Origin of the sequence: Nonomuraea sp. NPDC050227, assembly GCF_044459705.1 — a bacterium.
Lineage (GTDB): Bacteria > Actinomycetota > Actinomycetes > Streptosporangiales > Streptosporangiaceae > Nonomuraea.
On the sequence record NZ_JBITJF010000009.1, the window covers coordinates 301,275 to 313,147 of the forward strand.

Annotated in this window: 10 protein-coding genes; 8 read left to right on the plus strand and 2 right to left on the minus strand. The window is 71.8% G+C overall.

What is annotated here, in order from left to right:
• Window positions 1–97 precede the first annotated feature (97 nt).
• Window positions 98–1,039 carry a sigma-70 family RNA polymerase sigma factor gene (locus tag ACIBK9_RS32755; RefSeq protein ID WP_358283634.1) on the plus strand — a complete coding sequence of 314 codons (942 nt, stop codon included), beginning with the start codon at window positions 98–100 and terminating at the stop codon, window positions 1,037–1,039.
• A 124-nt stretch (window positions 1,040–1,163) separates the two neighbouring features.
• Here ACIBK9_RS32755 and ACIBK9_RS32760 read toward each other — a convergent pair whose 3' ends face one another.
• Window positions 1,164–1,730: a TetR/AcrR family transcriptional regulator gene (locus tag ACIBK9_RS32760; RefSeq protein WP_397162519.1), complete on the minus strand. Its 567-nt coding sequence runs from the start codon at window positions 1,728–1,730 to the stop codon at window positions 1,164–1,166.
• 79 nt (window positions 1,731–1,809) lie between these two features.
• Here ACIBK9_RS32760 and ACIBK9_RS32765 point away from each other — a divergent pair, with 79 nt between their 5' ends.
• Window positions 1,810–2,613, plus strand: coding sequence for an alpha/beta fold hydrolase (locus ACIBK9_RS32765; RefSeq protein WP_397162520.1), 804 nt, complete (start codon window positions 1,810–1,812; stop codon window positions 2,611–2,613).
• Window positions 2,614–2,623: 10 nt separating this feature from the next.
• Window positions 2,624–3,388, plus strand: a complete 765-nt coding sequence (locus ACIBK9_RS32770; protein ID WP_397162521.1) for an MOSC domain-containing protein — start codon at window positions 2,624–2,626, stop codon at window positions 3,386–3,388.
• Here the strand turns inward: ACIBK9_RS32770 and ACIBK9_RS32775 are convergent.
• On the minus strand, window positions 3,372–4,292 hold the full coding sequence (locus ACIBK9_RS32775; RefSeq protein WP_397162522.1) for an ABC transporter substrate-binding protein: 921 nt from the start codon (window positions 4,290–4,292) through the stop codon (window positions 3,372–3,374). The two genes, ACIBK9_RS32770 and ACIBK9_RS32775, sit on opposite strands and share 17 nt — an antisense overlap.
• Before the next feature lie 192 nt (window positions 4,293–4,484).
• Here ACIBK9_RS32775 and ACIBK9_RS32780 point away from each other — a divergent pair, with 192 nt between their 5' ends.
• The 5 genes from ACIBK9_RS32780 to ACIBK9_RS32800 all read left to right on the plus strand — a co-directional run bounded on the left by ACIBK9_RS32780 (window position 4,485) and on the right by ACIBK9_RS32800 (window position 11,871).
• Window positions 4,485–5,801 carry an ammonium transporter gene (locus ACIBK9_RS32780; RefSeq protein WP_358283648.1) on the plus strand — a complete coding sequence of 439 codons (1,317 nt, stop codon included), beginning with the start codon at window positions 4,485–4,487 and terminating at the stop codon, window positions 5,799–5,801.
• The gene (locus tag ACIBK9_RS32785; RefSeq protein ID WP_352321406.1) at window positions 5,798–6,136 is read left to right on the plus strand and encodes a P-II family nitrogen regulator; all 339 of its coding nucleotides are present in this window, start codon (window positions 5,798–5,800) and stop codon (window positions 6,134–6,136) included. Before ACIBK9_RS32780 ends, ACIBK9_RS32785 begins: the two co-directional genes overlap by 4 nt.
• A complete protein-coding gene (locus ACIBK9_RS32790) occupies window positions 6,133–8,358 on the plus strand; it encodes a [protein-PII] uridylyltransferase (RefSeq protein WP_397162523.1) in 2,226 nt (741 codons plus the stop codon). Before ACIBK9_RS32785 ends, ACIBK9_RS32790 begins: the two co-directional genes overlap by 4 nt.
• Window positions 8,359–8,583: 225 nt before the next feature.
• The gene (locus ACIBK9_RS32795; protein WP_397162524.1) at window positions 8,584–11,427 is read left to right on the plus strand and encodes a nitrate- and nitrite sensing domain-containing protein; all 2,844 of its coding nucleotides are present in this window, start codon (window positions 8,584–8,586) and stop codon (window positions 11,425–11,427) included.
• A 21-nt stretch (window positions 11,428–11,448) separates the two neighbouring features.
• On the plus strand, window positions 11,449–11,871 hold the full coding sequence (locus tag ACIBK9_RS32800) for a roadblock/LC7 domain-containing protein (RefSeq protein WP_185844483.1): 423 nt from the start codon (window positions 11,449–11,451) through the stop codon (window positions 11,869–11,871).
• The last annotated feature ends 2 nt before the right edge of the window (window positions 11,872–11,873 follow it).

Below are 11,873 nucleotides of genomic sequence, written 5' to 3' on the forward strand. Positions count from 1 at the left end.
CAAGACCCTCCCTCTGGCGTAGCTGTTTAGGGAATCTTTGCTTCCGGCCGGACGTTGGCCGGATATAGGACGCAGCTGCGGAACGAGGTGCCAGGGGATGGCAAGGCCTACGGGGAGTCGCACGCAGGAGCAGCACGTCGCTGACCGCGACCTGCTGGGGACGTATCTGGCCGAGATCGGCCGGGTCCCGCTGCTCACGGCGGAGGAAGAGGTGGAGCTCGCCAAACGGATCGAGGCGGGCCTGTTCGCCGAGCAGCTTCTTGACAGCGGAGGCTCCGAGCCGCGGATCGGGGACGCGGCGGACGAGGAGCTGGAGCGCCTGGCCGTCTCCGGCCAGCGCGCGAAGGACGAGTTCATCCAGGCCAACCTGCGCCTGGTGGTGGCGGTGGCCCGGAAGTACTCGGGCCGGGGGATGCCGCTCATCGACCTGGTCCAGGAGGGGAACCTGGGCCTGGTTCGAGCGGTCGAGAAGTTCGACTACCGCCGGGGGTACAAGTTCTCCACCTACGCGACCTGGTGGATCAGGCAGTCGGTCGGACGGGCCATCCACGAGCAGGCCCGTCCGGTCCGGCTGCCGACGCACGCCGGCGAGCAGATGACCCGGCTGATGCGGGTGCGCCGCGACATGCTGGCCGAGTTCGACGCCGAGCCGACCGACGGCGACCTCGCCGAGATCCTCGACCTGCCGATCGAGCGGGTGCGCGAGCTGCGCCGCTGGGCGTCCGACCCGGTGTCGTTGCAGCTCGGCGTGGGTGACGAGGACGAGACCGAGCTCGGTGACATGATCGCCGACGAGACGTGGGCCGATCCCGAGCAGCAGGCCATCGACATCCTTGAGCGCGAGCGGCTCGACCAGTGGCTCACCGGCCTGGAGGGCGACACCAGCGAGATGCTGCGCTGGCGCTACGGGCTGCTCGACGGGCGCGAGCACACGCTGACCGAGGTGGGGGAGCGCTACGGCATCGGCCGCGACCGCGCCCGCCGCATCGAGCGCGACGCCCTGGCCCGGCTGCGCCGCATGGCCAACGCCGCCGCCTGACCTTTCTCCACGTTTCCGCCCCGCCGCCCGGCTTCCGGGCGGCGGCGGCGTTTCCGGCCCCGCCGCCCGGCCTCCGGGCGGCGCCGCCGTTTCCAGGGCCGTGTCGCAGCGCCCCGAGGGCCTGCTACGGCTTGAGGACGCGGCGCAGGAACTCCTCCACGGCGGCCTCCGCCGTCGCCGTGTCGCCGCCCCTGGCGACCAGCAGGGCGCTCTCGTTGACGGCGGCCAGCAGCATGTGGGCGTGCAGGTCGACGAAGTCGTCGGGGACCGCGCCGGTCGCCTGCAGGGCCGCCTTCAGCATGCCGAAGGAGTACCGCTCCTCCATCGCCCGCCAGCTCTCCCAGCCCAGCACCGCGGGCGCGTCGATGAGCACGATGCGCCGGATCACCGGATCGCCCGCCAGCCTGACCCAGGCCAGCGCGCCCGCCAGGAGCGCCGCCGCCGGGTCGGCGATGCCGCGCACCGCCTTGGCGATCTTGACGCCGATGGCCGACTCCGTGGCCTCCAGCACCGCCTCGAACAGCGCGTCCTTGCCCGCGTAGTGGTGGTAGAGGGCCCCGCGGCTCAGCCCCGACTCCTGGAGCACGGCCTCGATCGACGTGTCGTCGTAGCCCCGTTCGGCGAACAGCCGCGTGGCGATGGCCAGGACCTTGTCGCGGGTGGCCGCGCCGCGCTCCGCCTTGAGGTTCATGCCCTCACTCTAGACAAACCGACCAACGGTCGGTAATTTCCTAGACCGACAGTCGGTCTGTAATTGAGGGGGAGCCGGCATGGACGGCATCAACTACGTGGACGTGGGCCAGGGCCCGGTGACCCTGTTCGTGCACGGTGTGGGCACCAGCTCGTACCTGTGGCGCAACGTCATCGCCGAGCTGCGCGACGAGCGCCGCTGCGTGGCCCTGGACCTGCCCGCGCACGGCGGCAGCGAGCCGCGCGAAGACCTGTCCATCCCCGCGCTGGCCGAGGCCGTGGAGGAGCTGTGCGCCGGGCTCGGCCTGGACGAGGTGGACCTCGTGGCCAACGACACCGGCGGCGCCGTCGCCCAGGTCTTCGCGGTCCGCCATCCCGGACGGCTGCGCTCGCTCACCCTCACCAACTGCGACGTGCACACCAACACCCCGCCGGAGGCGTTCAAGGACACCGTGGAGCTGGCCGCCAAGGGCGAGCTGGCCGGGCTGGTGGCCGCCGTGCTGGACCACCCCGAGCTGCTGACCCGAACCGCCCTGGGCGCCGGCTACGAGCACATCGACGACCCCGCCGCGCTGGTGGACGCCTACCTGCGCCCGATCCTGGCCAGGCCGGACGGCGGCCGCGCCTTCGAACGCCTGCTGGCCTCGATCGACGCCGCGGACATGGTCGCCATCGAGCCGCAGCTCACCGTGCTCACCGTGCCGACGCTGGTCGTGTGGGGCACCGGCGACGTGTTCTTCGACGTGAGCTGGGCCCGCTGGCTGCGCGACACGATCCCCGGCGTGCGGGAGGTCGTGGAGATCGACGGCGGCCGGCTGTTCTTCCCCGACGAGCGGGCCGCCGAGCTGGTCCCCCACCTGCGCCGCTTCTGGGGCCGGGCCTAAGCTCTCGATCATGCATGTCGAGACGTTGCGCCGCTATCCGGTGAAGTCGATGCTGGGCGAGGAGGTCGCCGAGAGCGAGGTGACCGAGCGCGGCCTGGCCGGCGACCGGGCCCGGGCGGTGCTCGACGTCGCCACGGGGAAGATCGCCAGCGCCAAGAACCCGCGGCTCTGGCGCGACCTGCTGACCGTCGAAGGCGCCCGCGCACCGGGCGACGAGGAGCTGTCGAAGCTGCTCGGCCGCGAGGTGCGGCTGATCGACGTGCCGCCGGAGGGGGCCGAGCTGGAGCGGTCGGTGCCCGAGCGGGTGCTGGCCGAGGGCATCGAGGCGGAGGTGCCGTACACGGCAGGCACGCTCGGCGGGGCCTCGCCGGCGGGCACCTTCTTCGACTTCGCGCCCCTGCACCTGATCTCCACCTCGACGATCGGCCGCATCGGCGAGCTCAGCCCGCGGGGGCACGTCGAAGCCCTCCGCTACCGGCCCAACCTGATCATCAGGACGGACGCGGCGGGCTTCGTGGAGAACGACTGGGTGGGGCGCGAGCTGCACGTCGGGGACGAGGTCGTGCTCCAGGTCATCGTGGCCAGCCCGCGCTGCGCGGTGCCGACGCTCGCCCACGGCGCGCTCGGCCGCGACACCGAGGCGCTGCGCGTGGTGGCCCGGCACAACCGGGTCCAGGTGCTGGAGGCCGGGCTCCAGGCGTGCGCGGGCGTCTACGCGCGGGTGCTGCGGCCCGGCCGGATCGCCCGGGGCGACCGGGTCAGGCCAGCGGGCTGAGGTACTTCTCCAGGTCGTCGAGGATCTTGCCGGCGGCGGTGACGCCGATGCCGGTCATCCAGATCTCGTCGTCCACGTCGTGGGCGTGGCCGGCCTTCACCGCGGCCAGGTTCTTCCACAGCGGGCCGCCGGTCACCGTGGCCTGCGACTTGGCGGCGGCCTCGCCGTAGGCGCTGTAGAAGACGGCGTCGCCGTCGGCCTTGGCGATGTTCTCCTGGCTCAGCTTGCCGAAGCGCTTGTCGTCCTGGTCGGCCAGGCGCTGGGCCTCGGGCCGCTGGACGCCCGCGTCGCCGACCACGATGCCGCTGAACGACTCGGGGCCGTACATGCGGATCTCGGTGGGCATGAAGCGCACGATGCTCACCGACAGCTTGCCGAACTTCCCGCCCAGCGCCTCGGCCCGCTGCTCGTAGGCCGACAGCAGCCCGGACGCCTGCTCCTTCTTGCCCAGGGCCTCGGCGTCCAGCAGGAAGTTCTCCTTCCAGGTGACGCCCACCTTCTCGGTGAACACGGTCGGCGCGATCTTGCTGAGCTTGTCGTAGAAGGCGGCCTGGCGGAACTTCGAGCCGAGGATGAGGTCCGGCTTGAGCGCCATGATCGCCTCGATGTTGGGCTGCTGGAGCGTGCCGACCGGCTTGGTGGCCGACAACGCCGAGCCGAGGTACTCCGGCCAGGTCTGGTTCTCGCCCGCCTGGGCCGCGCCTATGGGGGCCATCCCGAGGGAGACCATCGTGTCCAGCTTGTCGGTGTCGAGCACGACGACCCGCTTGGGGGTCATCGGCACCTTGGTCTCGCCCATGGCGTGCTTGACGGTCCGGGTGGGGCCGGCGTCCTCCGTGCCGGTCGAGGTGCCGCAGGCGGCCAGGGCGAGGACGGGGAGCAGGGCCAGAAGCCGGAGACGCATGAGGGATTCCTTGATCTATTAGGTTAGGCAATCCTAAGTATCTCATGACCGGATCGGCGCGTGTGAAGGGGCCGAAACCTACCCGAAACACCGTGCCGGTGAGATTCACCGCCGCGAAACACTCCAGGTCGAGCCACGAAACCCCGGCCGAACACGCTGTGGCAACACGTCACATGTAAGGAGGGTCGCGTCGTGAAGATCGATAGCGGCACCACAGCCTGGATGCTCGCGGCCACCGCGCTGGTGTTGCTGATGACTCCGGGTCTCGCGTTCTTCTACGGGGGCATGACCAGGGCCAAGAGCGTCCTGAACATGATGATGATGTCCTTCGGCGCCATCATCACGGTCACCGTGGCCTGGGTGCTGTTCGGGCACTCGCTCGCCTTCACCGACAACGGCAGCTCGCTGCTGAACAACGTCGTCGGCGGTTTCGACGCCCTGGGCCTGCAGAGCCTGGTGGAGACGGCCACCAAGGACGACGGCACCGGCATGCCGAGCCTGGTCTTCTCGGCCTTCCAGCTGACGTTCGCCATCATCACCGTCGCCCTGATCAGCGGCGCGATCGCGGACCGGGCGAAGTTCGGCGCGTGGATCCTGTTCAGCGTCATCTGGGCCACCGTGGTCTACTTCCCGGTCGCCCACTGGGTGTGGGGCACCGGCTGGCTCAACACCATGGGCATCGAGGACTTCGCCGGCGGAACCGTCGTGCACATCAACGCCGGCGCCGCGGCGCTGGCCCTGGCCCTCGTGATCGGCAAGCGCCAGGGCTGGCGCAAGGAGCCGATGCGGCCGCACAACCTGACGCTGGTCCTGCTCGGCGCGGGCCTGCTGTGGTTCGGCTGGTTCGGCTTCAACGCCGGCTCGGAGCTGGCCGTGGACGGCACCGCCGGGCTGGCGTTCATGAACACCCAGATCGCCACGGCGGTCGCCGCGGGGGCCTGGCTCGTCGTGGAGAAGCTGCGCGACGGCCACGCCACCAGCCTCGGCGTCGCCTCCGGCGCGGTCGCCGGCCTGGTCGCCATCACGCCGGCCTGCGGCTTCGTGGACCCGTGGGCCGCGATGGTCATCGGCCTGGCCGCCGGGGCCGTCTGCGCCTACGCCGTGGGCCTGAAGTACCGGCTGGGCTTCGACGACTCGCTCGACGTGGTCGGCGTGCACCTGGTCGGCGGCGTCATCGGCGCCGTCTCGCTCGGCTTCCTGGCCGCCTATCCCTTCCTCGACCAGCAGAGCAAGGGCCTGTTCTACGGCGGCGGCCTCGGCCAGCTCGGGCTGCAGGTGCTCGGCCCGGTCGCGATCGGCGGCTACTCGTTCGCCGCCACCTGGATCGTCGGCAAGCTCATCGACAGGACGATGGGCTTCCGCATCTCCGCCGAGGACGAGCTCACCGGCATCGACGTCACCACGCACGCCGAGACCGGGTACGACCTCGGCACGGTCTACGCCTCCGGCGTGACCACCCCGAACGGTCCGCTCACCCCGGCACCGGCTCCCAAGAAGGTGGAGGCATGAGGCTCATCACCGCGATCATCAAGCCGTTCAAGCTCGACGACGTCAAGGCGGCGCTGGAGCAGTTCGGCATCAAGGGCATGACGGTCAGCGAGGCCAGCGGCTACGGCCGCCAGCGCGGCCACACCGAGGTCTACCGCGGCGCCGAGTACCAGGTGGACCTGGTGCCGAAGGTGCGCCTGGAGGTGCTGACCGAGGAGGACGACGCCGAGGACGTCATCGACGTCATCGTCAAGGCGGCGCACACCGGCAAGATCGGCGACGGCAAGGTCTGGTCCGTGCCCGTCGACACGGCCGTGCGCGTACGCACCGGAGAGCGAGGGCCGGAGGCCCTGTGAGAGGAGAGGCGCGCTCGTACGCCGCGGCCCGCAAGGAGCGGACCGCGGACACCGACCGCTGGCTCAAGGACCTCTTCAGGACGGCGAGCGACGGCGACCAGGTCTCCCTGGTCGCCGTCGGCAGCCTCGGCCGCGGCGAGCCGGCCCCCGGCAGCGACCTGGACCTGGTCCTGCTGCACGACGGGCGGGCCGACGTGGCGCGGATCGCCGAGCGCATCTGGTACCCGATCTGGGACTCCGGCGTCGGCCTCGACCACTCCGTGCGGACCGTGGCGGAGGCCGTGGCCGTGGCCGGGCAGGACCTCAAGGCCGTCCTCGGCCTCATCCAGGCCAGGCACGTCGCCGGCGACCCCGAGCTGACCAGGAGGGCCAGGGAGGCGGTGCTGGCCGAGTGGCGGGCCGACTCGCGGCGCAGGCTGGGCGAGCTGCGCGCGTCGGCCGACCACCGGGCCCAGGTCAGCGGCGAGCTGGCCTTCCTGCTCGAACCCGACCTCAAGGACGGCCGCGGCGGGCTGCGCGACGTCCAGGCGATGCAGGCCGTGGCGGCGGCGTGGGTCGCCTCGGCGCCGGGACCGCGGGCGCGCGAGGCCCACGAGTTCATCCTCGACGTGCGGCACGCGCTGCACGTCGTCACCGCGCGCGGCGCCGACCGGCTGGTGCTCCAGGAGCAGGACGCGGTGGCCGGGCTGCTCGGCCTGCTGGACGCCGAGGCCCTCATGCGCCGGCTCGCCGAGGCGGGCCGGACCGTCTCCCACGCCTTCGACGCCACCTGGCGCACGGTTGACAGGCTGCTGTCAGGACCGGTCCCGCGAGGGCGCCGCCCGCTGGCCGACGGCGTGGTCGAGCACGGCGGCGAGGTGGTGCTGGCCAGGGGCGCCGACCCGCGCAAGGACCCCGTCCTGGTGCTGCGGGCCGCCGCCGCGGCGGCCGGCTCGGGGCTGCCGCTGGCGCCCGCCACGGTGTCCGTCCTGGCTGCTCAGTCGGCTCCGATGCCGGTGCCGTGGCCGGAGGAGGCGCGCGACGCGCTGGTGTCGATCCTCGGCGCCGGACGGGCCGCCGTGCCGGTGTGGGAGGAGCTCGACCAGGCGGGCGTGCTTGTCAAGCTGCTTCCTGACTGGGAGCGCGTACGGCACCGTCCGCAGCGCAACCCCATCCACCGCTTCACCGTCGACCGGCACCTGATCGAGGCCGCCGCGAACGCGGCCGGCCACGCCCGCGAGGTCTCCCGTCCCGACCTGCTGCTGATCGGCGCGCTCCTGCACGACGTCGGCAAGGGCTGGCCGGGTGACCACTCGGCGACGGGCGAGGTCGTGGTCCGCGACATCGCCCGGCGCATGGGGCTGCCCGCCCGCGACGTCGAGACGCTGGCCACCGTCGTACGCCACCACCTGCTGCTGCCCGAGACCGCCACCCGCAGGGACCTCGACGACCCGGTCACGATCGAGAAGGTCGCCGCCACGGTCGGCTCCCGCGAAGTGCTCGACCTGCTGGCCGCGCTGGCCGTCGCCGACGGCAACGCGACCGGGCCGGCCGCGTGGAACGCCTGGAAGGCCGGGCTGGTCGCCGACCTCGTGCGCCGCGTCAGGTCCGTGTTGTCGGGCTCGCCGCCGCCCAGGGCGCCCTCGATCCCGCCCGAGCAGGCGGCGCTGGCCCGGCACGGCGGCGGCGCGGTGCGCGTCAACGGCGGGGCGGTCACCGTCGTCGCGCCCGACCGGGCCGGGCTGTTGTGGAGCGCCGCCGGGGTGCTGGCCGCCCACCGGATGGTCGTGCGCTCGGCGTCGGCCGCCTCGGCGGGCGGCACGGCGGTGATCGAGTTCGCCGTCGTGCCCGAGTACGGCTCGCCGCCCGACCCCGCCACCCTGGAGGCCGACCTCCGTCTCGTCCTTGCCGGCCGTCTTGACATCGAGCAGCGGCTGGCCCGCCGGACCAGGTCCGTGCGGCCGCCGCGGGTACCTGTGGCTCCACCTCGGGTGACACTGGTCGACGACGCCTCCGCGACGGCCACCGTGGTGGAAGTCAGGGCCCATGACAGGCCGGGGCTCCTGTGGCGCATCGGACGGGCGTTCGGGGAGTGCGGTCTTGACGTGAGAGCCGCCCGCGTGGAGACTCTCGGCGCGGAGGCGGTGGACGTCTTCTATGTCGTGGACCGCGCCGGTCGCCCCCTCAGCGACAGCGCGCAGCGAGCTCAAGTCCACGATCAGGTGCTGGCCGCACTGCGATAACCAACAGTGAACAACTGTCGGTCACATATGTAACGATTGTGTCCGAAATGCCTGTTAAGTCGGATGCTGCGGATACCTTGTGGACGGCTTGAACACCCGTCGTTTGAACGGGACGATTGAGGGGTAGCGAAAGCAGTGATCACGGGGAACTCCGACAGCGGCCATGCCGCGAGGCGGGACCGCGGGAAGCGGTCGCTGCCTCGCCTCGGCCTGCGGAACTGGCGCGTGAGATGGCGTCTGACGGCGCTCATCCTCGTGCCCACCATCGCCGGCGTCGTGCTCGGGGGAGCACGTGTGGTCGGCTCGGTCCAGAGCATCGGCGACTACGACCGCACGGCCACCGCGGCCGAGCAGGCCGGCCGGATCCGCGACCTGGTGCAGGCACTCGGCCTGGAGCGTGACACGGGGGGCTGGATCGGCGCCTATCCCAAGTTGCGCAAGTCGAAGGCCGACGAACTCGCCGAGTACAAGGCCGCGGTCGACAAGCTGGTCACCAGCGTGCGCGCGGACCTCGACACCATGGACGAGTCCTACGGCGAACGCGTCGTCAAGGCCGCCGGCCAGGCCAAGTACGACCTCAACCGGCTGAGCAAGATCCGCGCCGAGGGCCAGGCCGACACCATCCGGTACGACTTCCTGACCGACACCCTGCTCAAGCTGCACGACGAGCTCTCGCTGCTGTCGGACGACTCCCAGATCATCGGCCACTTTCGCGCCCTGAGCGCGCTCGCGCAGGCCAAGGAGGAGATGTCCCGCCAGCGCGTGCAGCTGCTGAAGAACTCCTACAACGTCGAGCGCGTCGACGCCAAGGAGGTCGAGCGGTTCATCGCCTCCAACGCCCGCGAGCAGAGCGACATCGCCACCGTGGGCGCCGAGGCCGGCGTCGAGATCGGCCTGCAGCTGTCCAAGCTGCTGACCGGCAAGAACGAGTACGTCAACGTCCAGCTCACCAAGGCCCGCGCGGTCACCCTGGCCAGCGGCCGGGCCCCGGGCGTGCGGATCGCCGACAACCTGATCTCCTCCCGGTCCAACGCCCGCGAGCAGTGGTTCAACGACAACAAGGTCGCGATCGGCGTCCTGCACGAGATCGAGAAGGACCTCGCCGACAAGGTGAACCTGCGTAGCCAGGAGCTGCGCGAGGCCGAGATCCGCAACGCCATCATCGCCGGTGTGCTGATCCTGGCGCTGCTGCTGATCGTGCTGCTGCTGACCGTGGCCATCGCCCGTTCGATGGTCGGCCCGCTGCGCCGGCTGCGCACGGAGGCCCTGGAGATCGCCGGTTTCCGGCTCCCGGACGTGGTCCGCCAGCTGCGCGTCTCGGGCGAGGCCAGCACCGAGGTCCGCCCGATCGAGGTCGAGGGCCAGGACGAGATCGGCGAGGTCGCGCGGGCCTTCGACCAGGTCCACCGCCAGGCCGTGCGCCTGGCCGGTGAGGAGGCCGAGCTCCGCAGCAACATCAGCTCGATGTTCGTCAACCTCTCGCGCCGCACCCAGACGCTGGTCGAGCGGCAGATCTCGCTGATCGACGGCCTGGAGAAGGGCGAGCAGGACGGCGGCCGCCTGGCCGACCTGTTCAAGCTCGACCACCTGGCCACCCGCATGCGCCGCAACTCCGAGAACCTGCTGGTCCTCGCCGGCCACGAGGCCACCCGCCGGCGCAGCCAGCCGGCCAAGCTGGTCGACGTCGTGCGCGCCGCGCTGTCGGAGGTCGAGGGCTACGAGCGGGTCCAGGTCAAGGTCCACCGGGCCACGTCCGTGCAGGGCAGCGCCGCCAACGACCTCGTCCACCTGGTGGCCGAGCTGGTCGAGAACGCGATCCAGTTCTCCCCGAGCAACTCCCAGGTCCTGGTCTCCAGCAGCCTCATCGAGGGCGGCGGCGCGCTGCTGTCGGTGAGCGACTCCGGCATCAGCATGACCGAGGAGGAGCTGGCCGAGGCCAACCGCCGCCTGGCCGAGCCGCCCGTCGTGGACGTGTCGGTCTCCCGCCGCATGGGCCTGTTCGTGGTCGGCCGGCTGGCGCTGCGCCACGGCATCCGGGTGCAGCTGCGCAAGGGCGAGGGCACCGGCCTGATCGCCATGGTGCTGCTGCCGCCCACGCTGATCGCCGACAACATGCAGCAGCCGCTGCCGCAGCGCCCCGCGTTCGGCGGCGGGACCGTGCCGCCGCCTGCGCCGAACGGCTCGTTCCGGTCGTTCGGCAGCTTCGACTCGGTCGAGGCGAACGGGGCGAACGGGGCCAGGCCGGCTCCGGGCGACCCGGCCAGGTTCGGCACCGGGCCGTCGGCGTCCCCGGCGGCCCCGGCGCCCTCGGGGACCTTCGACAGCGCTCCCTCCGGGCCGCCGTCCTTCGACAACCCGCCGCCGCCCGCGCCCAGGCACGGGCTCGGGGCGTTCAACTCCGACCCGGGCCGTCCGGTCAACGGCTTCACGGCCGACACCGACGGCGGTTCCTACCGGCGGCAGCCGTCCTCGTTCGACTCCGGGGCCTACCCGTCGTTGTCGTCGGGCACCGGCTCGTTCCCGCCGTATCCGGCGAGCGGCGGGACGTTCCCGACGCCGCCGCCGTACGCGACGAGCTACGGGACGAACGACGTACGCCGTCCCGATCCGGCGCCCTCGGTGGAGGTCTCGCCGATGGAGCCGGAGCAGGAGGAGTTTCTGCCGATCTTCGCGTCGGTGGAGTCCGCGTGGTTCCGCAGGCCGCCGGGGGAGTCGGCGCCCGAGGCGTCCTCGTCCGGCGAGAACGGCGGTGAGGCGAGGCCCGCGCAAGCCGTACCCTCTGGGGAGGAAGCGTGGCAGACGGCCGCGGACGCCGGTTGGCGTGCGGCGGCCAAAGCCAGCGAGCCCAGCCTCGGCGGCGTGACCGCCGCGGGGCTCCCCAAGCGCACCCCCAAGGCCAATCTGGTCCCCGGCACGGCCAGCCAGCCCGCTCAGCAGCAGGCTCAGCAGTCGCCGCCGCCGGCGCCACCGGTCTCAGCCGACCGGATGCGCAGCCGCATGGCCAGCTACCAGAAGGGTGTGCGACGGGGCCGCCAGGAAGTACGTGGACAGGAGGAACAGAGTGAGTAAGCGTCCCGCTGGGGAGGATGCGTGACAACGCTGAGCCATGAAGCGCACCGCTTCGACTGGCTGATCACCGACTTCGTGCGCAACACTCCGGGGGTCGCGCACGCCGTGGTCGTCTCGGCGGACGGCCTGTGCCTGGCCGCCTCCGAGGGTTTCCCGCCGGACCGGGCCGACCAGCTCGCGGCGGTCTCCGCCGGTCTGCTGAGCCTGACGGTGGGCGCGTCCAGGGTGTTCGAGGGCGGCGCGGTGTCGCAGACCGTCGTCGAGATGCAGCGCGGGCTGCTGCTGGTCATGGCGATCAGCGACGGCTCGGTGCTGACGGTGCTGGCGGGTCCTGATTGTGACATGGGGCTGGTGGCGTACCAGATGACGCTGCTGGTAGACAGAGCGGGACAGGCGCTCACGCCGGCCCTGCGCGCCGAACTCCAGGCCGCCAGGACCCGGTGATG